This is a genomic window from Streptomyces sp. SX-6 (genome assembly GCF_059089585.1).
Genome location: NZ_JBTHHU010000011.1, coordinates 98,868 through 125,795, shown reverse-complemented (window position 1 = coordinate 125,795; position 26,928 = coordinate 98,868). Strand labels below are relative to the sequence as shown.

The following is a 26,928-nucleotide window of genomic DNA, read 5'->3' as shown; positions in this document are numbered from 1 at the left end:
GAACGATGGCTCCGCGCCGCCCCCGCGCCGCCTTCCGACCCCCCGGTATCGGCCGTGACGCGGAACAATGAGGGTATGACCCAGCCCAGGGAGTCCTCGTCCAGGGAGCCCTCGCAGGATCCGAGTCAGGATCCGAGCGCCCGGGGCGGCGACCGGCAGTCCGGCGGCCAGGGCGGTCACACCCGGCCCGCCGCGGCGTTCGACGCCCCGCACCGGCCGCACCTGGACTTCTCCCCGGTCGTCCCGGAGCTGGAGCCCGACCTGGACGCGGACCTGACCGGCTACGCCGGCGAGGGACCGCCGGTCCGCATCGGCGACGCCGGCGAGATCGACTATGTGGACGGGTACGAGCTGCCCGGGGAGGCCGCCGGCCGGGCCGGCGAGCCGCTGCCCGAGGGGCGCTTCCTGGACCGGGAGCGCAGCTGGCTGGCGTTCAACGAGCGGGTGCTGGAGCTGGCCGAGGACCCCGCCACCCCGCTGCTCGAGCGGGCCAACTTCCTGGCGATCTTCGCGAGCAACCTGGACGAGTTCTTCATGGTGCGCGTCGCCGGTCTCAAGCGGCGCATCGCCACCGGTGTCGCGACCCGCTCCGCCGCCGGGCTGCAGCCGCGCGAGGTGCTGGAGCAGATCTGGGCCCGCTCGCGCGAGCTCATGGCCCGGCACGCCGCCTGCTTCCAGCAGGACGTCGCCCCCGAGCTGGCCGAGCAGGGCGTCCACCTGATCCGCTGGACCGAGCTGACCGAGAAGGAGCAGGGGCGGCTCTTCACCCTCTTCCGGCAGCGGATCTTCCCCGTGCTGACCCCGCTCGCGGTCGACCCCGCGCACCCCTTCCCGTACATCTCGGGGCTGTCGCTGAACCTCGCGGTGGTCGTCCGCAACCCGGTCAGCGGGCATGAGCACTTCGCACGCGTGAAGGTTCCGCCGCTGCTGTCGCGGTTCCTGGAGGCCTCCCCGCAGCGCTACGTCCCGCTCGAGGACGTCATCGCCGCCCACCTCGAGGAGCTCTTCCCCGGCATGGAGGTGCTCGCGCACCACATGTTCCGGGTGACCCGCAACGAGGACCTGGAGGTCGAGGAGGACGACGCCGAGAACCTGCTCCAGGCGCTGGAGAAGGAGCTCATGCGGCGCCGCTTCGGCCCGCCCGTGCGGCTCGAGGTCGAGGAGACCATCGACCCGTACGTCCTGGACCTGCTCGTGCGCGAGCTGAAGATCTCCGACGCCGAGGTCTACCCGCTGCCCGGCCCGCTCGACCTGACCGCGCTCTTCGGCATCGCCGCCCTGGACCGGCCCGAGCTCAAGTACCCCACGTTCGTGGCCGGCACCCACCGCGACCTCGCCGAGGTCGAGTCCGCCTCCGCGCCCGACATCTTCGCCGCGCTGCGCGAGCGGGACGTGCTGCTGCACCACCCGTACGACTCCTTCTCCACCTCGGTGCAGTCGTTCCTGGAACAGGCGGCGGGCGACCCGGACGTGCTGGCCATCAAGCAGACGCTGTACCGGACTTCGGGTGATTCCCCGATCGTGGACGCGCTCATAGACGCGGCCGAGTCCGGCAAGCAGGTCCTCGTCCTGGTCGAGATCAAGGCCCGGTTCGACGAGCAGGCCAACATCAAGTGGGCGCGGAAGCTGGAGGAGGCCGGCTGCCACGTCGTCTACGGGCTGGTGGGGCTCAAGACGCACTGCAAGCTGTCGCTCGTGGTGCGGCAGGAGGGCGAGACGCTGCGCCGCTACTCGCATGTGGGAACGGGCAATTACCACCCCAAGACCGCGCGGCTCTACGAGGATCTCGGTCTGCTCACCGCCGATCCGCAGGTCGGCGCCGATCTCTCCGACCTGTTCAACCGGCTGTCCGGCTACTCGCGCCGCGAGACCTACCGGCGGCTGCTCGTGGCCCCGCGGTCGCTGCGCGACGGGCTGGTCATCCGGATCGCCAAGGAGGTCGCGCACCACCGCGAGGGGCGCCCGGCGTACATCCGCTTCAAGGTCAACGCGATGGTCGACGAGGCCGTCGTCGACGCCCTCTACCGTGCCTCGATGGCCGGGGTGCCGGTGGATGTGTGGGTGCGCGGCATCTGCGCCCTGCGGCCCGGCGTGGCGGGGCTCTCGGAGAACATCCGGGTGCGCAGCGTCCTCGGCCGGTTCCTGGAACACTCCCGGGTCTTCGCGTTCGGGAACGGCGGTGAGCCCGAAGTATGGCTCGGCAGCGCCGACATGATGCACCGCAACCTGGACCGGCGCATCGAGACGCTGGTCCGCGTCACCGACTCCGCGCACCGGGCCTCGCTCAGCCGGCTGCTGGAGCTCGGCATGTCCGACCGTACGGCCTCCTGGCACCTGGGCCCCGACGGCGAATGGACCCGGCAGGCGACCGATGCCGACGGGCAGCCGCTGCGGAACGTGCAGGAGATGCTCATTGACGCCCGGAGGCGCCGGCGTGGCTCAGCAACCTCATGACCCGGCGGTCACCGCAGAGCCCGGGGAGCCGCGGAACATGACCACGACGACCAGGACCACGACGACCAGGACCACGACGACCAGGACCACGACGACCAGGACCACGACGACCGGGCAGGACACCGCGGGCGAGGTGCTCTCGCGCTATCTGCACGTCCAGGCCGCCGAGTTCCTGCGCAGCCTGCGGCTGCACGCCGACAGCGGGAGCGACGCCGAGGACGCGTCAGACGCCGCCCGTATGCTGCGCGCCGCGTCCCGCCGGATCGCGGGCGTGCTGCACATCTACCGGCCGCTGACGGACGCCGCCCGGTCCGACCAGCTCGGCGCCGAACTGCGCTGGCTGGGGGAGACCCTCGGCCGTGAGTACGCCTGCGCCGCCAGGCTGGCCCGGCTGCGCGGGGCGCTGCACCGGCTGTCGGGCCCGCCGGGCGACGCCTCCGGCACCCTCACCGTGGGCGCGGCGCGCGCCGGGGCGCTGCTGGAACGGCAGTTGACCCTCGCGCGGACGCGCGCCCACTCGGCCGCGCTCCAGGCGCTGGGCTCGGGGCGCTTCCACGCCGTCGCCGACGGCGTCGCCGTGCTCTCCTCCGAACCGCCGCTGCTCGCGGCCGCGTTCGGCGCGCGGTCCCGCGAGGGCCTGTCGCTGCTCACGGAGCAGACGCACCGGCTCCTCGGCGAGGCCGTGGACGCCCTGCCGCTGTCGGTGGCCGGGCTGCCGTACAACGCGGAGGCGCTCGTACACGGCCTCGCCGCCACCCCCGACGCCGACGCCCCGCCCGCCGAGGCGCGCCAGGACGCGCCGTGGCACCAGGTGCGGCGGCTGGTGCGGCTGCGGCGGTACGCGCAGGAGGTGCTGGACGAGCTGGGGCAGGCGGAGGCCGAACCCTCGCTGTCCGTACGGCTGTTGGGTGCGAGCCAGGCTCTCGACCGGCACCGTGACGCGGCCGGTGCCGCCGCGGCGGCGGCCTCGGCGGCCCGTACGCCCCGCATCGCCCCGGCGACGGCGTACGCCCTCGGGGTGCTGCACGCGGACCAGCGGCACGAGGTCGAGGCGGCGCGCTTCGCGTTCGACCGGGTGTGGCAGCGGCTGACGGCGGCACCGTGAGCACCGTGGGGGAGAGGCTCGTACGGGCCGCGGGCTGTGTCCTGTGGCGGCGTGCGCCGTTGGACGGCGGCATCGAGATCGCGCTCGTCCACCGGCCGAAATATGGCGATTGGTCGCATCCCAAGGGCAAGTTGAAGCGCGGCGAGGACGCGCTCGCGGGGGCCGTGCGCGAGGTGCGCGAGGAGACCGGCATGGAGTGCGTGCCGGGTGCCGAGCTGCCCACCGCGCGCTATGTCGCGAACGGGCGGCCCAAGGAGGTCCGTTACTGGGCGGCCGAGGTCACCGACGGCGAGTTCGAACCCAACCGCGAGGTCGACCGCCTGGTGTGGCTGACCCCGCGGGCCGCCCGCAACTGCCTTACGCACGACCGCGACCGGCCGCTGGTGGACGACGCGCTCCAAAGGATCATGAACGGGGCATGAACGGCTTTTTCCGTCTCGGCACCTTTTTCCGCCCGTGAATTGAGATGTGTGTTACGGCCGAGGTGTGTTCCGTATAAAAAGCGGAATGCTGACCGCCGTTAATTCTGAATGGATCAAGGGTGGTGTTTGCCGAGTGCCGGGGGTAGCGTCAACGGTGCTCCAACGGGGTGCTGGGAAAAAGCAGTTGACAGCGCCCCGGTGAAGTTGCTTCTTTCCGTGGGTAATTCATTTTCATTCGATGAAAGGAGTCGTCATGGAAGACAAGAACCTTGACTTCAACCTCGATGACATCCCGGCGGATGTTTTCGAGCTGGCCGACCGCGGTCTCACGGTCGAGTCGCTGACCAGCGGCCACGGCCTGGTGGAGAACGGAGCCTCGTCGCCGAGCTGCGGCAGCTCCTGCTCCTCCCTGCCGTAGCGGGTCCACGGGGTGCCGGGGCGGCCACCACCGTCCCGGCACCCCGTGCCGGCGCGGGACTTGGGCACAGGCGGCTTCGGCAGGGGTGACGTGTGACTTCTTACTCCGATTACTCCGGCTACTCCGGTTACTCCGTCGGGGAACCGTTCTTCGTCCGCTTCTGCGGGCTGCCGGTGTCCGCGCTCGAGGCACTGGACTCCGGCCGGTCCTGGCGTACGGCCGAGCGGATCCTCGCGCTGGACGAGGCGCTGGCGGCCGGTGCGGAAGAGCTGGGCGACGCGCTCTTCACGGTGATCGGCACGCTGGCGGGATCGCCCTGGAAACCGCGCGTAGTGGCATTGCGGCGCTGTGTGTACCGCGGCCGTTTCCCGGCGAAGGGCGAATGGAGCGAGGACCTCGCACAGGCCCTTCCGCGAGAAGTGGCCGAACGCGTCCGGCAATGGCTCGAGAACATGCGTGAACGCGAAGTGATCCTGCGGGAACTGTCCGCATTCATTTCCCGCGACCACGAAGAGGAAAAGCAGGGACTGCTGCGGATCGCCGCCGATCCGGTGTTCCGGCACGCCCTGTCCCAGGCCAGCCCCGCCCTGCTGGACGAGCTGGTGCGCGGCGACCTCGCCGACGGCACGCGCCTGCGCCGCCGCACGGTGAGCGGGCTGACCAAGTACGTCTCCCGCGCGGCCACCAAGACCAGCCCCTACAGCACCTTCACCGCGACGGCAGTCGGCACTTGGCGGGACGAGGGCCCCGCGTTCTCCGTGTCCGGCTCCGCGTCCGGCGGTGACGCGGTGCACTGCGTGCTCGAGCTGGACCGCATGGTCCTGGAACAGATCCTCGGCGCCCTGCTGGCCGACACCGAACTGACCCGCTCCCTCGCCGTCCGCCCCAACCCCGGCCTGGGCGAACGCGACGGCAGATACACCCTCCTCGGCCGCCGGCCCGACGAGTCGCTCGTGACGGTCCCCGCCTCCAAGGAGATCGCCGAGTGCCTGCGCATCGCCCGCGACGGCTGCTCCCTGACCCGCCTGACCACCGAACTGGCCGAACTCGCCGGCCGCCCGCCCGCCGCGGTGGAACCCTTCTGCGAGCGGCTGGTGAGGATCGGCGTCCTGGAGTACGTGAGCCCCGTCCCGGACCAGTCCGAACGGCCCCTCGACGACCTCATCTCCTTCCTCGAGAGCGCCGGTTCCGCACGGCACGGCACCGTTCTGCGCCTTCTGACCGAGCTGCGCGCCGAGTTGGGGCGCGAGCCGTCGCCGTCCGACGTCGCGCCGTACCGCAAGCAGCAGGCCGCCATCGCCGGGCTTGTCGCCGCGCTCGGCCGTGAACTCGGCCTCGACTGGCCGCCGGCCGAGGTCCTGGCCAAGCTCGCGTTCCACGAGAACGCCGTCCTGCCCCACGCGAACCCGAGCTCCTCCGCCGCGCACTGGCGCCCCGTCCTGGACGACCTCGACGTCCTGCGCCGCTGGCTGGCCCTGCACGACCGCATGCTGCCCGTCCGCATCGCGCTCGCCGAGTACGCCGCACACCGCTTCGGCACCGGCGCCGAGGTGCCGTTCCTCGGCCTGCACGCGGCCGTCCAGGCCGACCTCGCGCTCGAGGACGCCGACTGCCCCGCATGGCTGCGCCCGCTGCGCCCCTTCCTCCAGCTCAGCAACCCGGTACCGCCCGGCGAACTGGAGCACAGCCCGGTGCCCGCCCTCGCCGAGCTGCACCGGCTGCGCCAACACTCCCTGGAGACGGCCCTGTCGGGCGAGACCGCCCTGTCGGGCGAGCGGCACGACGGCGTCGTCCGCACCGACCCCGCCGTCCTCGCCGGGCTGGCCGCGAGCTGGCCCGCCTGGGTCCGTACCCCCGGTTCCATCGCCTGCTACGCCCAGCCGTTCCTCGCGGAGGACGGCGGGCCGATGGCGGCGGTGAACACGATCAGCGGCGGATACGGCAAGGGAACCGGCCGCTGGTCCAGGCTGATACGCAAGGCGGGAGGACACGTCCCCGCCCCCCGGCACCCCGACGGCGACGAGCACAGCCCGCTGCTCGCCGAACTCTCCGGCACCTTCGGCGTCTCGGTGAACCTGCGCGCCCCCGTCGCGCCGTACGAGATCGACTACCCGTACACCACCGGCACCCGGCCGGCCGCCGAACGCATCCCGCTCGACGACCTCGTCGTACGGCGCGAACCGGGCAGCGGCATGCTCGAGTTGGCCTCGCGCGCCCGGGGGCGGCGGGTGCAGCCCGCGCACCTCGGCATGATGGCCGACCCGCTGATGCCGCCCGCGGCCCGGCTGCTCATGGCCGCGTTCGGCCAGTCCTACCTGTTGCACCCGAGCCTGTCCCTGCTCAAGCCCGCGGAGGCGTCGGCCTCCGAGGACGTCGAGCACCTGCCGCGGGTCGAGGTCGGCCGGGTCGTCGTGCAGCGGGCCGAGTGGTCCGCCCCGGCCGCACAGGTGCCGCGCGAACGCGCCGGGGAGACGGAGGCGGAGTACCTGCTCCGTCTTGCGCACTGGCTGCGCGCCCACGGCATCCCGCGCCGCTGCTTCGTCCGGCTGTACGCGACGGACGGCGACTGGGTCAGCAGGGTGTTCGTGAAGGCGAGGAAGCCGATGTTCCTCGACTTCTCCAGCATGTCGATGGTCGGGGTGTTCAAGAACATGACCAAGGAGTTCACGGGCCGGGTCGGCTTCGAGGAGGCGCTGCCCGATCCCGCCTCCGGCGAGAGCGGGCCCAGGGTCGCCGAGTTCGTCGTCGAGCTGACCGCGGACGGTGCCCGGTGAACAGCCCGGTGAACAGCCCTGTGAGCGACGGAGGCTGGATCAGCGCCCACCTGTTCCACCAGGGCGACCTCGACCGGGTACTGACCGGTCTCGTCGGCCCGCTCCTCGCCGAACTGCGCGAACAGGGCCTGGCCGACCGCGGGTTCTTCCTGCGCTACTGGGACGGCGGCCCCCACCTCCGGCTGCGCGTCCTGCCGCGCACCCCGGACCGCGAGGAGGCCGTCCGCGAACTCCTCGAGCGGCGCTGCACCGCCCACCTCGCCGCGCACCCGTCGCCCGACGTGCTCGGCCAGGACGAGTACCTGCGCTCCGCCCGCGAGATCGGCGCATGGGAAGGCGTGACGCCCACGGAGCGCATGTACCCCAACAACTCGGTGCGGTTCCTGCCGTACGTCCGCGAGCACGAGCGCTACGGGCACGGCAAGGCGATCGAGGCGGTCGAGGAGCACTTCGCCGTCTCGAGCGAACTCGCCCTCGCCCAGCTGGAGGCCCAATCCGGCGGCGAACAGCGCGAGTTGGCCGCCCTGTGTCACCTGCTGCTCGCCTGGTACCTCGGAGGCGCCGACGTCCGGGACCTGGCGCGGCGGCAGCTCGCGAAGGCCGACGGCGCGTTCCCCGCGTCCGCCGCCGAGACGGGTGGCGAGCTCTACGCGCGTCAGCGCGACCGGCTGTGCACTCTCGCCGACACCATGCGCACCACCGCGCGGGCATGGCCCCGCCTGCCGGAGAGCAGCGGTCTGAGGCAGTGGGCCGCCTCCCTGGCACACGTGACGGACACCCTGCGCGCGGACGCGACCGCGCCGTCCGCAGCGTCGGTGACGGACCTGTGCGCGCACCTCTTCGCCAACCGGACCGGCGTGCGCATCGACGCCGAGGGCTCCCTGCGCTACCTCGCCGCCCGCGCGATCACCGACCCTGACGCACCCGAGGGGGCATGATGTGGCGCAGCTTCCACGTCCACTACTACGACCACGACAAGAGCGCCCTGCTGCTGGACGCCGTGCGGCCCCTGGTGGAGCGGATATCCCCGCACGTGGCGGGAGTTCACTACGTGCTGCACTGGCTGCACGGCCCCCACGTACGGATCAACGTGGACGCCGAGCCGGACGTGTTCGCGGCCGTGGTGCGGCCCGCGATCGACGACGTGATCACGCCCTGGCTGGCCGCGCACCCCTCGACGGCCGTGATCGACCCCGCCGCCCTGGCGGCCCAGCACGAGCGGCTCGCCGAACTCGAGCACGAGTCCGGGCCCGTCACCCCGCTGCGCCCCGACAACTCGGTGCACGAGGACGCGTACGACCGGCGGCTGCACGTCCTCGGCAGCGAGCAGGCCGCCGAGCTGCTCGCCGATTTCTACGACGCCACCACGCCGCTGGCCTTCGACATGGCCGCCCGCGTCCGTGACGGCGGCCAACTGGCGGGACTGGCCTTCGACATCATGGTCGCCACCGCGCACGGCCTGTCCGAGGTCGGCCTGGAACGGGGCTTCGTGTCGTTCCGTTCGCACGCCGAGGCCTTCCTCTCCTGGTGGCCGGAGGCCGAGGGCCTCCGGGAGGCATGGGACCGGCACTATGCCGCGCACGCCGAGACGCTCACCGGGCGGGTGCGCGAGGTGATGCGTGTCGTGGATTCCGGGGCCGTCGACACGAGCCTCGTCAGCCGCTGGATCCGGCAGCTGCGCCCCTTCCGCGAGCGCGGGGCCGAACTGCTGGCGGCGGGCGCCATGTCCATGGACCCGCCCTGGGCGGGCCGCCACTCCGAGGACGATCCGGTCGTCGCCGAGCTGGCGCGCAAGAGCACGTTCCACAACCACCGCCGCCCGCCCGGCAGTACCGTCGACCCGCTCTGGTTCGACCGGTACCGGCTGGTCCTCAACTACACGTATCTCCAGCTGACCCGGCTGGGGTTGCAGCCCGCGGAACGCTTCCTGCTGTGCCACCTCGCGGCGAACGTGGCGGAGGACCTGTTCGGCGTCGCGGCGACCGACGTGCGCCTGCCCGCGCCCGGAGAGCTCGCGGGGGTGCCGTCGTGACCCCGCGCGTGTACCGGCTCCACCGGCTCCGGGACGGCGTGAGCCTGCTCTCCGGCTCCGGCTCCGGCGGTACGGCTCTCGCGGCCTGGCCGCACGTCCAGCCGCTCGGCGAACTGGCCCCTGCGCAGCGGGCGGTGCTGCGGGAGCTGCACACGGACCGCTCGGCGGAGGAGCTCGCCGCCCTGTGCCCGGTTCGCCAACTCGCCGAGCTTCTCCGCGCGTTGCGCGCCGGTGGCTGGCTCGTCGGCACCGTGGTCTGCGACGGGCAGCCCCTGTACACCACGCTGCCGCGCGCTCCGTACACCGCACCCGCCCCACCGGAGACTCCGCACCGGCTGTCCCGGTTCGCGGCACTCCGGCGCGACGGCGACGCGTACCTCGTCGAGTCCCCGGCAGCCCGCACCACCGTGCGGCTGCACGACGGCCGCCTCGCCGCACAAGTCCTGACCGCCGGAGCCGCGAAGGACGCAACCGGCCTGCCCGAGGCCGCCATTGAGCTGCTCCTCGAGGACCTCGCCGACGGTGGCTTCCTCGCGCCCGCCGCCGAGACCGCCGAACTCGGCAGGGCCCAGTGGAGCCCGCACGAACTGGCCTTCCACCACGGCAGCAGGCTCAGGGCCGACCGCCGCATCGGCGAGGACTTCGGCGGCTCCTACTGGGCGAAGGGAACCTTCGACCCGCCGCCCGGCCGACATCCGGCGTGGCAGGGCGAGGGCATTGCCCTGCACCGCCCCGACCTGGACGAGCTCCGCGACCGGGACCCGTCGCTCGCGGCGGTCCAGGAGAACCGGCGCTCCGTCCGCTCGTACGACGACGACAACCCCCTCACGGCCGACGAACTCGGCGAGTTCCTGTACCGCACCGCACGCGTGCGCGCGTCCGGCGAGGACGGCGGGCTCGAGGTGACCAGCAGGCCGTACCCCGGTGGCGGCGCGGCCCACGAGCTGGAGATCTACCCCCTCGTGCACCACGTCCGCGGACTGGACGCGGGCCTGTACCACTACGACCCGTACGGGCACCGGCTGGTCCCGGTGCCGTCCACGCCCACCGCGCGGCGCTGGCTGATGCGGTCCTCGGCGGCGGGCATGACCGGCGGTGCCACCCCGCAGGTGCTGATGGTCATCGCGAGCCGCTACGGCCGCCTGGCCTGGAAGTACCAGGCCATGGCCTACGCCCTGACCCTCAAGCACGTCGGGGTGCTCCAGCACGGCATGTACCTCGCGGCCACCGCCATGCGGCTGGCGCCCTGCGCCCTGGGGGTCGGGGACTCGGACGCCTTCGCCGCGGCGACCGGGCTGGACCGCTTCGAGGAGACCAGCGTCGGCGAGTTCGCGCTGGGGAGTTTGAAGCCGGGGAGCCTGAAGGAGGGCGCCGCATGAGGCCGAGGCTCGACGACGACGCGTACTTCGCGCCCGTGGACCAGGGCGTCGCCTGGCTGACCCCCGCCGGGACGGTGACCATGAAGGGCGCGACCGTCGCCGCCGTGGTGGAGCGACTCGCGCCCCGCCTCGACGGACGGCGCACGGTCGAGGAGCTGACCGCCTCGCTGTCGGAGCAGCACCGCGCCATGGTCGTGGACCTCATCGACGCCCTGGCCGAACGCGGCCTGGTCCACGACGCCGACGCGGAGCCCGCACAACACCCCGGCGGCAGGGTCTTCGTGGCAGGCCCCGCCCCCTTCGTCGCCGCCACCACCGGCGTCACCGACGTGACGACGGCCCTCGACGACGCCGACTTCGCACTGCACTTCTTCGGCTGCGACGACCTGCCCCGGGCCCGCGAGCTCGCCGAGGCCTGCGCCGCACGCGGCACCCCCCTCGTCCAGGCGCTTGTCTCGAAGACCGAGGTCCTCGTCGCGCCGGACACCGGGCCCGACTGGGACTCGGTGTGGCAGCGCCTGCGCCCCGAGGACCGGCAGGCCTTCCGTACGGCGCCGGTCGACGCCCCCCAAGTGATCGTGAATCAGCTGGTGTTCCGCCTCCTCCGTGGCGGCGGAGCGGACGAGCGTCTGCACTCCGTCGACACACGCACCCTCGCCGAGAGCCACCACCACGTGTTGCCGCACCCTTCCGCGCACGACGTCCGGCCGCAGTCCCGCGAGGAGTTCGCCGCGACCGTCCGCGCGCTGCGGCAGGGGCCGCCCGTCACCGGCGAGGAGTTCTCCACCCGCGTCATGACGGCGATCGACGCACGCTTCGGGATCATCCGCGCCCTGGACGAGGACGGGCTGACCCAACTCCCGCTGCGCCAGGCCCGCGCGATCGTCGCGGCACCCGGCGCCGCACCGGTGACCGTCACCGCCACCGGCCCGGACTTCGCCACGGCCCGGCAGCGTACGGCGCTGCGGGCGCTCGGCGCGTACGCCGCCCTGGCCTTCGACCCCCGGCGCGCGTCCGACGGCCGGGTGTGGGGACTGCGCCTGCACGACGACACACCGCGCCCGGTGGACGCGCGCACGGCCTTCCCCGCGCAGCTGCCCGTCGGCCTCGGTGCGGGCCTGTGCTGGGAGGACATGATCGTCCCCGGACTCCTCGCCCACTGCCGGGAGTTGGCGTTCGGCGCCTCCGGCCCGTACGTCGACCTGGACCGGACCGACGCCGGGCGCCACCGCCGTCTGCTCACCACGCTGGGCCATGACGTCCGCCTCGTCGACCTCACCGGCACCACGGGCATCCCGACGGTGGCGGCGCTGCTGGACGGGACGGCGGTCGGGGTCGTGACCCGGCTGCGGTTCGCCGACGCCCTCCGCGACGGCTTGGAGACGCTGCTCGCGGCCGTTCAGCCGGGTGTGACCACGCCCGTCCTGCCGGACCCGGCTGCCCACGGCGGCAGTTGGAGCCCACCCGCCGACGCGACCGTCGCCGACGCGGTCGCCGCGCTGCGGCGGACCGGCCGGACCCCCGTGCTGGTGCCGCTCGACCACGACCCGGCGGTCACGCGGATCACGCCCTACCTCGGAAATGTGGTGCTCGCCGATGACTGAACGGCTGGTGGGGGAGGGCATCCTCCGCGACGCCATCGAACGGAGGCTGGGCGACGGCGAGTCGGCGGCCACGGTCGTCGTCTCGGACGCCTGGCCCGAGGACCCCGTCGCGGCGGGGCGCGGGCACCGCGCGCCCCTGCTGCCGGTGTGGACCGAACCGGGCCACGTCGTGATCGGTCCGCTCGCCGTGCCCGGCACCCCCGGCTGCCCGACGTGCGCCGCACTGCGCCGGGACCGCAACCACCCCGACCGGGCCGCCGTCCACGCCCGAAACCGGGACGCCCTCGCGAGCCGTCCGCCGGCCCGGCTGACCCCCCTCGCCGCCGACACCGTCGCGGCACTGGTCGCTGACGAGCTCACGGCGCCGGCGCGCACCGCGTCGTCCTTCCTCCGGGTCTCGCTGGCGGACCTCTCCGTACGGACGCACCCCGTGCTGCCCGACCCGCTGTGCCCCGACTGCGGCACGCTGCCCGACGACACCGCCGAGCGGGCGGTGATCTCCCTGGAGCGCCGGCCGAAGCCCGCGCCCGGCGCGTTCCGCGTCCGCGCGATCGCCGACGAACACGAGGACCTCCTGCGCACGTTCGTCGACCCCGAGGCCGGGCTGATCAGCGAGGTGCAGACCGGCGACGAGGGCGGCCTGCCCGTCGCCAGGGCGCCGCTGGCGATGCGCGGCACCACGGCGACGGAGGCCGGCTGGGGCCGCAGCGACAGCTACCGCGCCAGCTCCGTCACGGCGGTGCTGGAGGCCGTCGAGCGGTGGGGCGGACTCCAGGCGGGCGGTAAGCGCACCACCGTCCGGGCCGCCTGGCGCGACGTCCGCGACACCGCCGTCGACCCGCGCACCCTCGGGCTCCACGCCGCCGAGCAGTACGAGAACCCCGGCTTCCCCTTCACGCCGTTCCGCGAGGACCTCGAGCTGCACTGGGTCTGGGCGCACTCCTTCCGCCGCCGGAAGGCGGTGCTCGTGCCCGAGGCCTACGCGTACTACGGCGCACACGTCCTGCGGCGCGACGAGCCGAGGCTCGCGTACGAGATCTCCAACGGCTGCGCGCTGGGCAGTTGCCTCGAGGAGGCGATCCTCTACGGGCTCCTCGAGGTCGCCGAGCGGGACGCCTTCCTCATGGCCTGGTACGCGCGCCGCCCGCTGCCGCGCATCGACCTCGCCACCGCCCGCGACCCCCGGGTCCGGCTGCTCGCCGCGCACCTCGAGGAGGAGACCGACCGTACCGTCACCGTGCTGGACACCACGGTCGAGCAGGGCATCCCCTGCGTGTGGGCCGTCGCCGTCGACCGCACCGGCGACGACGGCCGGGCCAAGGCGCTGTGCGCGGGCGGCGCGCACGTCGACCCCGAACGCGCCGTGATGAACGCCCTCGTCGAACTGGGGCCGATCCTGGCGAGCGTGGACCGCTCGTACCGCCAACAGCGCGCGCACGCCGAGGCCATGGTGGCCGACTCCGCGCTCGTGCGCACGATGGGCGACCACTCGCTGCTCCACGCCGACCCGGCGGTCTTCCCCCGGCTGGAGTTCCTCTTCGCCTCGCCCGAACGCCGGTCACTGGAGGAAATGGCGGCGCGGAGCATCCCCGTCTCGCCTGCCGACCTCACCGAGGACCTCGAACACACCGTCCGGCGCTACCTCGACACCGGTCTGGACGTGCTGGCCGTCGACCAGACCACGCCGGAACAGCGGCGCGCCGGGCTCTCCTGCGCCAAGGTCGTCGTGCCCGGCACCGTGCCGATGACCTTCGGCCACACCAACCGCAGGGTGGACGGGCTCCCGCGCCTCCTCGAGGTGCCGAAGCTGCTCGGCGACCCGGCCCCGCCGTCGGCCGTGACGGACCTCAACCCCCACCCGCACCCGTTTCCCTGAGGAACGAAGAGGAACCGAACGCGATGACCACGAGACGGCAGAAGTACCCCTTCCGCGAGCCGCAGGGCGTCGCGATCGACCCGGAGTACGCACGGTTGCGGCGCGAGGAGCCGCTGGCCAGGGTCACCATGCCGTACGGCGGCGAGGCCTGGCTGGTCACCCGGTACGAGGACGTACGGACGGTTCTCGGAGACCCCCGGTTCGGCCGGGCCGCCACGCTCGGCCGCGACGTGCCCCGGCTCGTCCCGCTGATCCAGCAGGTGCCCAGCATCCTGACCATGGACCCGCCCGACCACACCCGCCAACGCCGCATTGTGTCGCGGGCGTTCACCCCGCGCCGCCTGGCCGACCTCCAGCCGAAGGTGGAGTTGTACGTCGCCGAACTGATCGACGGCATTGTCGAGCAAGGGCCGCCCGCGGACCTGGTGGCGCATCTGACGCAGCCGCTGCCGGTGATGGTGATCTGCGAGCTGCTCGGAGTGCCGTTCGCCGAACGGCACTTGTTCTCCCTCTGGTCCGAGGCGATGCGGTCCACCGGCCCCGACGCGGTCGCGAAGATGCGTGAGGCAGGCCAACTGCCCTGGGACTACCTCGCCGGCAGGATCGCCGCCGAGCGCGAGAACCCCTCCGACAACCTGCTCGGCACGCTGGTGCGGGCGCGCGACGAGGAGGAGCGGCTCAGTGAGCAGGAGCTGGTCAGCTTCGCCGTCACCCTGCTGCTCGCCGGACACGAGACCACCACCGACGAACTCGGCAATCTCGTCTACACACTTCTGACCCACCCGGACCACCTGGCGCAGCTGCGTGCCGATCCCGGGCTGCTCGAGCCCGCCGTCGAGGAGCTGCTGCGCTTCGTACCGATCGGCACGCTGTCGGGCTTCACCAGGATCGCCCTGGAGGACGTGGAGCTCAGCGGCGGCACGGTACGGGCGGGGGAGCCGGTGGTGGTCCAGGCGGACGCGGCCAACCACGACGCGTCGGTCTTCGAGAACCCGGACGAGCTGGACTTCGGCCGTACCCCCAACCGGCACCTGGCCTTCGGGTACGGCCCCCACCACTGTCTGGGCGCCCAGCTCGCGCGCATCGAACTGCGCGCCGCCATCGGCGCGTTGCTGGAGCGGCTGCCGGGGCTCGCCCTGGCGGTGCCGGCGCACGAGGTGCCGTGGAAGCTGGGCCGCTCCGCGCTCGGCCCCCGGGAGCTTCCCGTCAGGTGGTAGGCGTCAGCGCCCTGACGACATCCCGGACGAGGTCCACGAAGCGGTCGGCAAGTTCCCGGGCGTCGGCGGCGGGCACGGCGTCCTCGCGGTAGCGCAGGACGCCGCCCACCGCCGGGTGCGGCCACAGCTCGACGGTCAGCTCGGGCACCGCGTTGGCGGACGGGACCCGGATCAGCTCGGCGTCGGCGTCGCCGAACGCCAGGGCGGCGGGCGGGAGTTCCTCCTGGAGCAGGTAGGCCTGGAGCAGGGGGTGCCGCCGGAGTCCCTCGCGGAGGGCGGGCATGACGGCGCTCATCGGCACCAGCGGCGGCCGCATCGCCTCGCGCAGCTCCCCGGCGGCGGCCTCCGCCAGGGCCCGCGGCGTGTCCGCCGAGGCGGGCAGGCGCAGCGGCAGCAGGCCGGCCATGCAGCCGACGAGGTCGCTCTCCTCGTCGGTCCAGCGGCCGCTGACCGGCACGGCGACGGCCGGGTCGGGGACGCCGGTGTACGAGCGGAGCAGCATCACGTAGGCGGCGTGGAAGACCGCCATGGCCGTGCCGTGCACGGCGGCCGCGGCGGCCCCGGCGGCGGCGAGCAGGTCCTCGTCGACGGCCAGCGGGACCTCGGCCGCCGGGCCGCTCCACGGGCGGCCGGCGTCGAGCGGGAAGGGCAGCTCCGGTGCGTCCGCCATCCGCTTGCGCCGGGACCAGACGGCGACGGGGAACCGCTCGCGGTACCGCTGCCGCTGGGCGGCGATGGTCCCGAAGTAGGAGGGCGGGGGCGGGGCGTCCGGGGTGCGGCCGTCCAGCAATGCCGCGTAGGTGTCGGCGAGTTCGCGGCTGAACAGGCGCGCGGACCAGCCGTCGAAGAAGATGTGGTGGACGCTGAGGGCGAGGACCGCCTCGTCCGGCCCGGCCGGTCCGGCCGGGAAGAACGCGGCCCTGAGGGGGCTGCGGGAGGCCAGGTCGAAGGGGCGCATGGCCCATGCGGTGGCGGCCCGCGCCGCGTCCTCCGGGCCCGTCGACGGCGCCTGGTGTTCCAGCACCCCGGCCGCCTCGCTCGCGGGCACCACCCGTACCCGGGGCCGCTCGGGGTCGGTGTCGAACCGCACCCGCAGCACCTCGTGCCGGGCCACCAGGCGGTCCAGCGCCTCGGCGAGCAGCCCGGGGTCCACCTTGCCGCGCAGCCGGTAGACGACGGGCACCACGGCCTCGTCGAGCCGGGTGCCGCTGCGCAGGGCGGCCCAGAAGCTGCCGAAGACCAGGGGGAGTTCGGCCGGTTCGTAGCCCGTCTCCGGGTCGGTGCCCGCGGCGGCGCCGACGGGGTCCTCCAGGGCGGGGGCCGTCGCGAGGAGCTCCGCGACGGCGCGGGGCGTCCGGGTGCGGAAGACGTCGGGCACGTCGATCGCGCGGGTGAAGCGGCGGCTGAGGCGGGTGGCCAGGCGCATCGCGGTCAGGGAGGTGGCGCCGCGGTCGAACAGGTCGTCGTCGGGGCCGATGCGGTAGCCGAGCAGCCCGGCCGCGATCTCGCGGACGGCGGTAGTGAGTTCGTCCTCGTCGTCCGGGGCGCCGGGCGCGGCCGGTGCGGTCACGAGGGCGGCGAGGGCGTGTTGGTCGGCCTTGCCGTTGGCGTTGAGAGGGAGCTCGGGGACGGCGAGCACGACGTCCGGGACGAAGCCGGCCGGTACCGTCGCGGCGATCGCCTCCCGTACCCGCCCGGGGGTCACAGGTCCGTGAGGGGCGAGGAAAAACGCCGCCAGCCGCGTCTTGTTCGGGGCGTCGAGCGGCAGGCCGAGCACGACGGCCCGCGTGACGCCGGGTACGGCCTCGGCCACGCGCTCGATCTCCTCCGGCTCGACGCGCAGCCCCCGGATCTTCAGCTGGCGGTCCTTGCGGCCCGTGAACAGCAGCTCGCCGCGCTCGTCGATCCGCGCCAAGTCGCCGGTCAGGTACGCCCGTACCGGCTCTCCGTCCACGGTGACCGTGACGAACCGCCGGGCGGTCTCCTCCTCGGCGCCGAGGTACCCCAGGGCCACGCCGTCGCCGCTGACGGCGATCTCGCCGGTCCGGCCCCGGGGGACGATGCGGTGCTGCTCGTCGAGCAGGAGGACGGAGGTGTTGGTGACCGGTGTGCCGATGGGGACCTCGTCGTCGATCCCGTCGGCGCGGGCCGCCCAGAGCGTGGTGTTGATCGTGTTCTCGACGGGGCCGTAGGCGTTGACCAGTCGCAGCCCCGGGTGGGCCCGCAGGCACCGCGCGGCGTGGTCGGCGGGGAGCCGTTCGCCGCCCACGAAGAGCAGCCGGAGCCCGGCGAGCGATCCGGGGTCGTCGTCGACGAGCATGCCGAACACGGGAGTTGCGACCGCGAGCATGGTGAGGCCCTCGCGGACCAGTTCGCGCAGTCGCCTGCCGGTGAGATAGCGGTCCTCGAAGAGCACACAGGTGCCGCCGTTGATGAGCGTCACCCACAGCTCGAGCGCGAAGACGTCCCAGGCCATCGAGGACTGCTGGAGCGAGGTCAGGGGACCGTCGTGCAGGCGGCGGATGTCGATCGCCGTACGGGCCACGCCCCGGTGGGGTGCGAGGACGGCCTTGGGCGTGCCGGAGCTCCCGGAGGTGAGGAACACGCAGAACGGGTCGGCCCCGCTGCCCTGTTGGGGCAGGGCAGCGGGGCCGGTGTGTGCGGAGAGCAGCTCGGTGAGCGGCAGGGTGGCCGTGCCGTCGATCGTCTCTCCGGGCACCGTGGTCAGGCAGAGGGCGGCGCCGGTCCGTTCGGCGAGCTGCCGGCAGCGTCCGGCCGGCCAGTCCAGGGGTGCGCAGGCGTAGACCGCGCCCGCCTTCAGCAGCCCGAGGAGCGCGATCACCGTCTCGTGGGTGCGTTCGGCGCGGACGACCACCACGTCGCCCGGGGCCACGCCGCGGGCGGCCAGTTCCGCGGCCACCCGGTCCGCCGCGGCGACGAGTTCGCCGTAGGTCACGGTGACGTCCCGCCACCGCAGCGCCACGGTGTCCGGGCGGCCGGCGGCCGCCAGGTCCACCAGGGCGTCGATGCGCTCCCCGGCGGGGTAGGGCGCGCGGGGGCCGTGCAGAACCGAGAGCGATGCGGTGTCCGTTGCCACTCGTGCACCCTAGCCCCAGGCGCACGGGTGTCTGTGTGACGTGATCAACGTTTGCGCAGCCGGTCGGCCTTCCGGTGGACGAACCGGAGCAGAACTGCCGTCACGAACAGCGCAGTCGGCACCGTACGGATGACATCTCCGGTGCAGATGGCCCATGTCAGGGAGCCGACCGAGACCAGCGGGGCGGCGATGTACCAGAGGACGAAGATGAGGAAGCTGGGGTCCCCGAACGGTGTGGGGATGCCCATGAACATCAGGTCCGACCGCACCGGGCCGCGCACCGCGGACAGCACGGCCGCCGCAGCGAAGGGCAGCACGCACAGGGGCATCAACAGCAGTGCCCGCGCGCCGCCGTTGAGGGCGAACGGTATGGCGGCCAGGAGCGCCAGCACGACGCCCGCCACGGCGGGGACGATGGTGTGGTGGAGCATCAGCGTCGCGAAGCGCATCCGCGACCACGCCGAGCGGCGCAGGTCGTCCGCCTCCAGCCGGGCGGTCTCGGCCAGCGCGCCGACCGCGACGTAGCCGAGGGTCAGGGCCACGGCCACCGCGGTGACCCGGGCCCCGCCGTGCAGCGAGGCGCCCAGCCCCGCCACGGCGGCAGCGGCGGCCGTCCACAGCGCTGCTGCGCCCACCCGGCCGGGTGCGCGCAGCAGCGCCGTCGCGTCGCGCCACACCACCACCAGGTGCCTGTTGCGGGGCACGGGCGCACGCCACCGCACCCGGCGCCCGTCGCCGCCCACCGCATCGGACACCGCCAGCTTCGCGGCCCGCAGTTCGACGGACCACATCACCGAGGCGACCGTCGAGGCGGTCGCCGCGCGGGCCCGCAGCCGCTCGTTGGGCACGGTCGCCGCCGCCCGGTACGCGGCCACGACCGCGCCGCCGGTCAGGGCGGCCAGCAGGACGACCGCGAAGGGCGCGCCGGATGTACGGACGACGGGCTGCGCCGCCCACCCCCACGGCCCGGACCACAGCTCCGCCTGCTCCACCACCGGGAGACGGTGCCCCGAAGCCGCCCACGCCGTCTGGCCGGTGAGCAGCAGCAGGAGCAGCACCGCGTAGGGCGTGAACCGCCGTACGTGGCGGGCAAGTCGGGGCAGGCACTCGACGTACATGGCGAGCGCGACCGCGAGGAGCGGCAGGCAAAGGCCCGCGGGCAGGCACGCCGCGATGCCCGTGCCCAGCGACGACAGCCCGGTCAGGTGCAGCAGGATGCCCCCGCCGAGCGCGCCCAGGGCACCGGCGACCAGCGCGAGCACGGAACTGAACCGGAACCACGGGCGCAGCACCCTGGCCCGGTCGATCGGCTGGCTCAGCAGCCAGGACGCGTCCGGTCCGGGCACCACGACGGGCCCGCGCCACAGCGCGTCCCGCGCGGCGAACAGCCCGAGGGCGAGGCCGAGGAGCACCAGCCCTCCGGGCAGGGCGCGGCGTATGGCCTCGCCCGTGCCGTCGTCGGCGGTGAGGTGCTGGAGATTGCGGGCGAACCGGTAGATGAAGGTGCTGCCGTAGCCGCCGATCAGCAGGACGAGCGAGTAGCCGATGACGCCGAGGTCGCGGTTGCGCCGCTTGCGGTGGTCGCGGCGCTTGGCGCGCAGCCAGTTGAGCGTCTCCGTGGTGCGGTCGTACTCGGCGCTCCAGGTCTCCCCGGCGCTCATCGGCGGCCGCCGAGCCCGGCGAGGACCTTGGCGGGGCGGCCGTTGGCGATGACCTTGCCGTCCTCCAGGGCGATCATGCGGTCGGCCACCGCCTCGGCGAGGTCGGGCTGGTGGGTGGCGATGAGGACGGCGACGCCGTCCTCCTTCTCGCCGAGCAGCAGGTCGGCGAGGCGCTTGCGGGAGCCGGGGTCGAGGCGCTGCTCGGGCTCGTCGAGCACGAGCAGGTCGCGGGGGCGGACGAGCGCGGCGGCCAGCAGCAGCGACTGCAACTGGCCCGAGGAGAGGGTGCCGGGCAGGGCGCCCGCGTGATCGGCGAGGCGCCGGTCGGCGAGGACCTGGTCGATCCACTCGTCCGCGTCATCCACATCGTGGGCCACGGTGACGAGTTCGAGGTGCTCACGGACCGTCAGGTCGGGGTAGCAGGCGACGGTGTCGCCGACGACGGCGACCCGGGCGCGCACCTCGGGGTCGTCCTCGTCCATGGTCCTGCCGTCGAAGAGCGCGGTGCCGGTGGTGGGTTTGTCCCGGCCGCTGGCGATGCGCAGCAGCGTGGACTTCCCGGAGCCGTTGTGCCCGTAGAGGGCGGTGCAGGTGCCCGGCCTCAGCTCCAGGTCGAGCGGGTGCAGCGCCTGGCGCTCGCCGTAACTGCGGCTGACCCCCCGCAGCTGCAACAGCGCGTGTCCGGTGTCGCGTTCGCCACCGCTCGTGGTGCCGGTCATCGTGCCTCCGAGGTGCGGGGATGGGGTCACCCGAGCGTAACGTGCGAGGTGTAGGGGGCAACTGTTTCTCGGAGTGCCCATATAGGCGGCGAATAGCCGGAGTTGTCACCCTGGGGTTGCTGTCCCTACGCCGGTGCCACCGCATTCCAGCGCACCGTGAGCTCGCCCTGCCGCCACCGGCGCGGACCGTCGGTCAGCGGCCAGTCGCCGGCCAGCGCCGACGCCGTACGGATCCACCGCTGGCGCGCGCCCAGCGACGCGTACGGTGCCGCGGCCGCCCACGCGCGGTCGAAGTCGCGCAGGAAGGCGTGCACCGGCTCGCCCGGGACATTGCGGTGGATGAGCGCCTTGGGCAGCCGCTCGGCGAGGTCGGACGGGGTGCCCAGGCCGCCGAGGCGGGCGGCGAAGGTCACCGTGCGCGGGCCCTCGGGGCCGAGCGCCACCCAGACATGGCGGCGGCCGATCTCGTCACAGGTGCCCTCGACCAGCAGCCCGTCGGGCGCGAGGCGCCCGCACAGCCGGGCCCACACGGCGGCGACCTCGTGCTCGTCGTACTGGCGCAGCACGTTCGCCGCCCGGATCAGCGCCGGGCGGCGGCCCGCGGCCAGCGGCACCTCGAAGCCGCCGTGGGCGAAGGTCAGCCCGTCCCGCTCGTACGGCCTCGCCGCCTCGACCCGCGCCGGGTCGATCTCCACGCCGACGACCTCGGCGTCGGCCCGTACGTGCCGCAGCCGGGCGAGCAGCTCCACGGCGGTCCAGGGCGCGGCGCCGTAGCCGAGGTCGACCGCGACCGGGTCGGCGCTGCGGCGCAGCGCGCCCTCGTGGACCGCGGCGATCCAGCGGTCCATGCGGCGCAGCCGGTTGGGGTTGGTGGTGCCGCGCGTCGCCGAACCGACGGGACGGTGGGGCGGGGTGGTGCGGGCGGCCATGGGCATGAGCTTATTACCGTTCTCCGGTTATCACTGTTCGGTAACGCAGGAAATGGGAGCCCGCCTCCGTGTGTTGCCTCCGTTGACAGCTGGTCTACGCCCCCAAGGCCACGGAGGACTCGAACGGTGAGCCAGTACGCAGCCCGGCTTCGCGCCCGTACGCATGGTCCTTTCGCCAAACCCCAGCAACTGCTGCGCCGCGCCGCGGCACCCCGCCGGCCCCGGCGGATAGCGATGCTGAGCGTCCATACGTCGCCGCTGCACCAGCCGGGCACGGGCGACGCGGGCGGCATGAACGTCTACATCGTCGAGCTGGCCAAGCGGCTGGCCGCGCTCGGCATCGAGGTCGAGGTCTTCACCCGGGCGACCACCGGTTCCCTGCCGCCGAGCGTGGAGCTGGCGCCGGGCGTGCTCGTCCGGCACATCGACGCCGGGCCGTACGAGGGGCTGGCCAAGGAGGAGCTGCCCGCGCAGCTGTGCGCGTTCACGCACGGCGTGATGCAGGCGTGGGCGGGCCACCGGCCGGGCCACTACGACCTGGTGCACTCGCACTACTGGCTCTCCGGCCACGTCGGCTGGCTGGCCGCCGACCGCTGGGGCGTGCCGCTGGTGCACGCCATGCACACCATGGCCAAGGTCAAGAACGCCGCCCTCGCGGAGGGCGACAAGCCCGAACCGGCCGCCCGCGTCATCGGCGAGACGCAGATCGTCCGGGCGGCGGACCGGCTGATCGCCAACACCGACGGCGAGGCCGCGGAGCTCGTCCACCACTACGACGCCGACCCCGGCAAGGTCGCGGTCGTCCACCCGGGCGTCAACCTCGACCGCTTCCGGCCCGCCGACGGCCGGGCCGCCGCCCGGGCCCGGCTCGGCCTGCCGGCCGACGCCCTGGTGCCGCTGTTCGCCGGGCGCATCCAGCCGCTCAAGGCCCCGGACGTGCTGCTGCGCGCGGTCGCCGTGCTGCTCGAGAGGCAGCCCGCGCTGCGCTCGCGCATCGTCGTGCCGGTCGTCGGCGGGCCGAGCGGCAGCGGGCTGGCCAAGCCCGAGGAGATGCAGAAGCTGGCCGCCCGCCTGGGCATCGCGGACGTCGTCCGGTTCCGCCCGCCGGTGGGCCAGGAGCAGCTGGCGGACTGGTACCGGGCGGCGTCCGTCCTGGTCATGCCGTCGTACAGCGAGTCGTTCGGGCTGGTCGCGGTCGAGGCGCAGGCGTGCGGCACGCCGGTCGTCGCGGCGGAGGTCGGCGGCCTGCCGGTGGCCGTACGCGACGGGGTGAGCGGCTTCCTGGTGCCCGGCCACGACCCCGCCGACTACGCGCGGACGCTGGAGCGCTTCGCGGCCGAGCCCGCCCTCGCCGACACCATGGGCGCGGCCGCCGCCGCGCACGCGCAGTCCTTCGGCTGGGAGGCGACGGCCGCCGCCACGGCCGACGTCTACGCCGCGGCGATGGGGGAAAGGCGCCGTCGCCTACGCTCGGCACATGTCTGACGCCAAGAGCATCATCGAGCAGACGCTCCGCGAGGCCGCGCTCGAGTGGGAGAGCCCGGCCGACGGTTCGTACGTCGTGAAACTGCCCGGGACCCGCAAGCTGTCGACGACCGTGTCGCTGATCGTCGGCAACCACTCCCTCTCCCTCAACGCCTTCGTCGTACGGCGCCCCGACGAGAACCACGAGGCGGTCTACCGCTGGCTCCTCGAGCGCAACACCCGGCTGTACGGAGTGGCGTACGCGGTCGACCGGCTCGGTGACGTCTACCTCGTGGGGCGGCTGCCGCTGGCCGCCGTCACGGCGGAGGAGATCGACCGGCTCCTCGGCGTCGTGCTGGAGAACGCGGACGGCAGCTTCAACACCCTGCTGGAGATGGGGTTCGCGAGCGCGATCCGCAAGGAGTACGCGTGGCGCACGGCCCGTGGGGAGTCCACGCGCAACCTCGAGGCCTTCGAGCGGCTGACCCGGCGTGACGAGTCGGCCCGGCGTGACGAGAAGTCAGGCTGACGCCGCGTCACGCACCGCGGGCCTGCCCGCGGCCCTGACCACCGGTGCCGCCGGGAGCCCCCGCATCAGCAGCCAGTACCCGGCGGCGGCGACCGTACCCACCACCGCGCACGCGGCCCACAGCACGGCCGGCCCGAGGCCGTCGATCACCTGGCCGCTGGCGAGCGGGGTCACCAGGCTGGCCAGCGACCACGCCATCGAGAACATGCCCTGGTAGCGCCCGCGCCCGTGGACCGGCGACAGCCGGGCCACCAGCCCCATCTGCGTGGGGGAGTTGACGATCTCGCCGAGCGTCCAGACGGCGACCGTCAGCATGTAGAAGGGGATGCCGTCGGCGAACGCGGTGAGCCCGAAGCCGTAGCCCGCGAGCAGCGCGGAGACGATGAGCAGCCGCTGAGGGCTGCGGTGCTCGATGAAGCGGGTCACCGGGATCTGCAGCGCCACGATCAGGAAGCCGTTGACCGCGATGACGGTGCCGTAGTCGGAGCTGGACAGGCCGCTGCGCTCCATGGTCACCGGCAGGGACACCGACGTCTGGTTGAAGAGCAGGGCGAGCAGGAAGTACAGCCCGGTCACACCCATGAACTTCCGGTCCCGCAGCACGGTCAGCAGGCTCACCGGGGGCTCGTCGTCCCCCGCCGCCCCGGACCGCTCCGGCCGGGACTCGGGGATCTTGATGAAGCACAGGACGGCGCAGGCCAGCATCATGCCGGACTCACCGAGGAAGCCGATCAGATAGCTGTACTCGGCGAGAATGCCCGCCACCGTCGCCGACAGGGCCCAACCCAGGTTCAGCGCCCAGTAGTTGAGCGAGAACGCCCGTACCCGGTCCTCGGGGCGCAGGATGTCCGCCATCATCGCCTGCGTGGCCGGCCGCGAGGAGTTGCTCGCCAGACCCACCAGGAAGGCGACGGCCGCGATGGCCGCCGGGTGGTGCACGAAGCCCAGCAGCGCCACGGTCGCGGAGGTGGAGAGCTGCGCCGCGAGCAGCGTGGGCCGCCGCCCGATCCGGTCCGCCAGCACCCCGGCCCCCACCGACGCCACCACGCTGCCGAGCCCGTACAGGGCCGCGACCAGCCCGGCGTACGTGGCCGAGTAGCCGCGCTCCTGCGTCAGATACAGCGCGAGGAACGTGGAGACGAACGCGCCCAGGCGGTTGACCAGCGTCGACGTCCACAGCCACCAGAACTCCCGGGGGAGCCCCGCAACGCTCTCCCGTGCCGCCCGGATCACACGCGCCGTCACAGCGCCCCCTCGCATGTAAGTGCCTCTTGCCTGGCGGGCACCTTACGGGCTCTCGACGTGTTCACGCCATCGAATTGACGTACTCCGTCAATCGACCCGGATCCGGGCAGGGCGCTGGCCCCCTTACCGTCGTTTAGGCTCAAAGGCATGGCCGACGCACCGTACAAGCTGATCCTCCTCCGCCACGGCGAGAGCGAGTGGAACGCCAAGAACCTGTTCACCGGCTGGGTGGACGTCAACCTCAACGAGAAGGGCGAGAAGGAGGCCGTCCGCGGCGGAGAGCTGCTCAAGGACGCCGGCCTGCTCCCGGACGTGGTCCACACCTCCCTCCAGAAGCGCGCCATCCGCACCGCGCAGCTGGCCCTGGAGTCCGCCGACCGCCACTGGATCCCCGTCCACCGCTCCTGGCGGCTGAACGAGCGCCACTACGGCGCCCTCCAGGGCAAGGACAAGGCCCAGACCCTGGCCGAGTTCGGCGAGGAGCAGTTCATGCTCTGGCGCCGCTCGTACGACACCCCGCCGCCCGCCCTCGAGGACGGCACCGAGTGGTCGCAGAGCGACGACCCGCGCTACGCCTCCATCCCGCCGGAGCTGCGCCCGCGCACGGAGTGCCTCAAGGACGTCGTCGTCCGCATGCTGCCGTACTGGTACGACGGCATCGTCCCGGACCTGCTCGCCGGCCGCACCGTCCTGGTCGCCGCGCACGGCAACTCCCTGCGCGCCCTCGTCAAGCACCTCGACGGCATCTCCGACGCCGACATCGCGGGCCTGAATATCCCCACCGGCATCCCGCTCGCCTACGAGCTCGACGCCGACTTCCGCCCGGTCGTCCCCGGCGGCACGTACCTCGACCCGGAGGCCGCCAAGGCCGCCATCGAGGCCGTGAAGAACCAGGGCAAGAAGAAGTAGCAGCACGCCGAAAGGGCCCCCGACCGGTGCTGACCGGCCGGGGGCCCTTCCCGTGAGTGACGTGGACAGTGCGTCAGCCGCAGCCGCCGCCGCACTGGCAGGAGCCGCCTTGCTGACATCCGCAGCTGCAACCGGGGCCGCACTGGCATCCGCTCATGTGGGTACCTCCTCGCTGGGTGGTCTGTCTGTCCCCACTGAACGCCCGTCAGCATCGGGCCGTCAATGCGCTTGATGGACGAGTGTGCGGTCGTGCACAGGGCGCATGGGAGCACGAAGGGGCGCTTCCGTGATGTCTACGGCGCCTCGCCCGCGCCCGGCTGCCCGGCCGGCTGGTGGCGCTCGTCCGCGTGCTCGCCGGTGACCAGGTAGACCACGCGCTTGGCGACGGAGACGGCATGGTCCGCGAAGCGCTCGTAGTAGCGGCCGAGCAGGGTCACGTCGACGGCCGTCTCGATGCCGTGCCGCCAGCGGTCGTCCATCAGGTGCTGGAAGAGCGTGCGGTGCAGCTGGTCCATCGCGTCGTCGTCCTGCTCCAACTGCAGCGCGAGATCGACGTCCTTGGTGATGATGACCTCGCCCGCCTTCGCCATCAGGCGCTGCGCGAGCTGGCCCATCTCCAGGACGGTCGAGTGCAGGTCGCGCGGCACGGCGCGCTCGGGGAAGCGGAGTCTGGCGAGCTTGGCCACGTGCTGGGCCAGGTCGCCGGAGCGCTCCAGGTCGGCGCTCATGCGCAGGGAGGTGACGACGATGCGCAGGTCGGTGGCGACCGGCTGCTGCCGGGCGAGCAGGGCGATGGCCCGGGCCTCCAGGTCGCGCTGGAGATCGTCGACCTTCGCGTCGCCCGCGATGACGGCCTCCGCGAGCTTGAGGTCCGCGTCGAGGATCGCCGTGGTCGCGCGACCGATCGCGGAGCCGACGAGCCGCGCCATCTCGACCAGGCCGTCGCCGATCGAGTCCAGTTCCTCGTGATACGCGTCCCTCATGTGCCTGACCTTCTCTCGCTGGTGACAGTGGGGCGGGAGGTGTCCGGAGTCCGCCCACGTTTCCACAGTCCGGCCGAAACGCGACGGCAGGCGGCCCCCGGAGTGAACCGG

The 26,928-nt window shown here is 73.3% G+C and carries 20 protein-coding genes; 14 read left to right on the top strand and 6 right to left on the bottom strand.

All coding sequences use genetic code 11. The features are described 5' to 3' along the window. The first annotated feature begins 75 nt into the window (after positions 1 to 75). The 11 genes from ACV530_RS16165 to ACV530_RS16115 all read left to right on the top strand — a co-directional run bounded on the left by ACV530_RS16165 (position 76) and on the right by ACV530_RS16115 (position 15,281). On the top strand, positions 76 to 2,454 hold the full coding sequence (locus ACV530_RS16165; protein WP_494333156.1) for an RNA degradosome polyphosphate kinase: 2,379 nt from the start codon (positions 76 to 78) through the stop codon (positions 2,452 to 2,454). Then, on the top strand, positions 2,414 to 3,559 hold the full coding sequence (locus ACV530_RS16160) for a CHAD domain-containing protein (protein ID WP_494333155.1): 1,146 nt from the start codon (positions 2,414 to 2,416) through the stop codon (positions 3,557 to 3,559). The genes ACV530_RS16165 and ACV530_RS16160 overlap by 41 nt, the downstream gene beginning before the upstream one ends. Positions 3,560 to 3,564: 5 nt before the next feature. After that, positions 3,565 to 3,981 (top strand): NUDIX hydrolase, encoded by a 417-nt coding sequence (locus ACV530_RS16155; protein ID WP_494333154.1) that lies wholly within the window; start codon positions 3,565 to 3,567, stop codon positions 3,979 to 3,981. 253 nt (positions 3,982 to 4,234) lie between these two features. Beyond that, entirely contained in the window at positions 4,235 to 4,399 is a 165-nt protein-coding gene (locus ACV530_RS16150; protein ID WP_494333153.1) for a thiomuracin/GE37468 family thiazolyl RiPP peptide, read from the top strand. Positions 4,400 to 4,491: 92 nt separating this feature from the next. Then, positions 4,492 to 7,173, top strand: a complete 2,682-nt coding sequence (locus tag ACV530_RS16145) for a lantibiotic dehydratase (RefSeq protein ID WP_494333152.1) — start codon at positions 4,492 to 4,494, stop codon at positions 7,171 to 7,173. An 8-nt stretch (positions 7,174 to 7,181) separates the two neighbouring features. Beyond that, positions 7,182 to 8,111 (top strand): thiopeptide-type bacteriocin biosynthesis protein, encoded by a 930-nt coding sequence (locus tag ACV530_RS16140; RefSeq protein ID WP_494333151.1) that lies wholly within the window; start codon positions 7,182 to 7,184, stop codon positions 8,109 to 8,111. After that, the gene (locus ACV530_RS16135) at positions 8,108 to 9,205 is read left to right on the top strand and encodes a thiopeptide maturation pyridine synthase (RefSeq protein WP_494333150.1); all 1,098 of its coding nucleotides are present in this window, start codon (positions 8,108 to 8,110) and stop codon (positions 9,203 to 9,205) included. Before ACV530_RS16140 ends, ACV530_RS16135 begins: the two co-directional genes overlap by 4 nt. After that, positions 9,202 to 10,584, top strand: coding sequence for a SagB family peptide dehydrogenase (locus ACV530_RS16130; RefSeq protein WP_494333149.1), 1,383 nt, complete (start codon positions 9,202 to 9,204; stop codon positions 10,582 to 10,584). Before ACV530_RS16135 ends, ACV530_RS16130 begins: the two co-directional genes overlap by 4 nt. Next, the gene (locus ACV530_RS16125; RefSeq protein ID WP_494333148.1) at positions 10,581 to 12,188 is read left to right on the top strand and encodes a YcaO-like family protein; all 1,608 of its coding nucleotides are present in this window, start codon (positions 10,581 to 10,583) and stop codon (positions 12,186 to 12,188) included. The genes ACV530_RS16130 and ACV530_RS16125 overlap by 4 nt, the downstream gene beginning before the upstream one ends. Further along, complete coding sequence (locus ACV530_RS16120; RefSeq protein ID WP_494333147.1) at positions 12,181 to 14,064, top strand: TOMM precursor leader peptide-binding protein; 1,884 nt, start codon at positions 12,181 to 12,183, stop codon at positions 14,062 to 14,064. Before ACV530_RS16125 ends, ACV530_RS16120 begins: the two co-directional genes overlap by 8 nt. Before the next feature lie 23 nt (positions 14,065 to 14,087). Further along, the gene (locus ACV530_RS16115) at positions 14,088 to 15,281 is read left to right on the top strand and encodes a cytochrome P450 (RefSeq protein WP_494333146.1); all 1,194 of its coding nucleotides are present in this window, start codon (positions 14,088 to 14,090) and stop codon (positions 15,279 to 15,281) included. On the opposite strand, the gene ACV530_RS16110 is transcribed toward ACV530_RS16115, so the two are convergent. The 4 genes from ACV530_RS16110 to ACV530_RS16095 form a co-directional block, all read right to left on the bottom strand. Further along, the gene (locus ACV530_RS16110) at positions 15,271 to 18,378 is read right to left on the bottom strand and encodes an amino acid adenylation domain-containing protein (RefSeq protein WP_494333145.1); all 3,108 of its coding nucleotides are present in this window, start codon (positions 18,376 to 18,378) and stop codon (positions 15,271 to 15,273) included. The two genes, ACV530_RS16115 and ACV530_RS16110, sit on opposite strands and share 11 nt — an antisense overlap. Before the next feature lie 44 nt (positions 18,379 to 18,422). Next, the gene (locus ACV530_RS16105) at positions 18,423 to 20,039 is read right to left on the bottom strand and encodes a hypothetical protein (protein WP_494333144.1); all 1,617 of its coding nucleotides are present in this window, start codon (positions 20,037 to 20,039) and stop codon (positions 18,423 to 18,425) included. After that, on the bottom strand, positions 20,036 to 20,758 hold the full coding sequence (locus ACV530_RS16100; RefSeq protein ID WP_494333143.1) for an ABC transporter ATP-binding protein: 723 nt from the start codon (positions 20,756 to 20,758) through the stop codon (positions 20,036 to 20,038). The genes ACV530_RS16105 and ACV530_RS16100 overlap by 4 nt, the downstream gene beginning before the upstream one ends. Positions 20,759 to 20,883: 125 nt before the next feature. After that, positions 20,884 to 21,687, bottom strand: coding sequence for a class I SAM-dependent methyltransferase (locus ACV530_RS16095; RefSeq protein WP_494333142.1), 804 nt, complete (start codon positions 21,685 to 21,687; stop codon positions 20,884 to 20,886). A 126-nt stretch (positions 21,688 to 21,813) separates the two neighbouring features. Here ACV530_RS16095 and mshA point away from each other — a divergent pair, with 126 nt between their 5' ends. After that, positions 21,814 to 23,172 carry a D-inositol-3-phosphate glycosyltransferase gene (gene mshA / locus ACV530_RS16090; protein ID WP_494333141.1) on the top strand — a complete coding sequence of 453 codons (1,359 nt, stop codon included), beginning with the start codon at positions 21,814 to 21,816 and terminating at the stop codon, positions 23,170 to 23,172. After that, a complete protein-coding gene (locus ACV530_RS16085) occupies positions 23,165 to 23,680 on the top strand; it encodes a type III secretion system chaperone family protein (RefSeq protein ID WP_494333140.1) in 516 nt (171 codons plus the stop codon). The genes mshA and ACV530_RS16085 overlap by 8 nt, the downstream gene beginning before the upstream one ends. Here the strand turns inward: ACV530_RS16085 and ACV530_RS16080 are convergent. Then, positions 23,672 to 24,940 carry an MDR family MFS transporter gene (locus ACV530_RS16080; protein WP_494333139.1) on the bottom strand — a complete coding sequence of 423 codons (1,269 nt, stop codon included), beginning with the start codon at positions 24,938 to 24,940 and terminating at the stop codon, positions 23,672 to 23,674. The genes ACV530_RS16085 and ACV530_RS16080 overlap by 9 nt on opposite strands. A gap of 132 nt (positions 24,941 to 25,072) precedes the next feature. On the opposite strand from ACV530_RS16080, the gene ACV530_RS16075 reads away from it, so the two are divergent. Beyond that, a complete protein-coding gene (locus ACV530_RS16075) occupies positions 25,073 to 25,834 on the top strand; it encodes a phosphoglyceromutase (RefSeq protein ID WP_494333138.1) in 762 nt (253 codons plus the stop codon). A gap of 293 nt (positions 25,835 to 26,127) precedes the next feature. On the opposite strand, the gene phoU is transcribed toward ACV530_RS16075, so the two are convergent. Then, a complete protein-coding gene (phoU, locus tag ACV530_RS16070; protein WP_494333137.1) occupies positions 26,128 to 26,817 on the bottom strand; it encodes a phosphate signaling complex protein PhoU in 690 nt (229 codons plus the stop codon). Positions 26,818 to 26,928 lie beyond the last annotated feature (111 nt).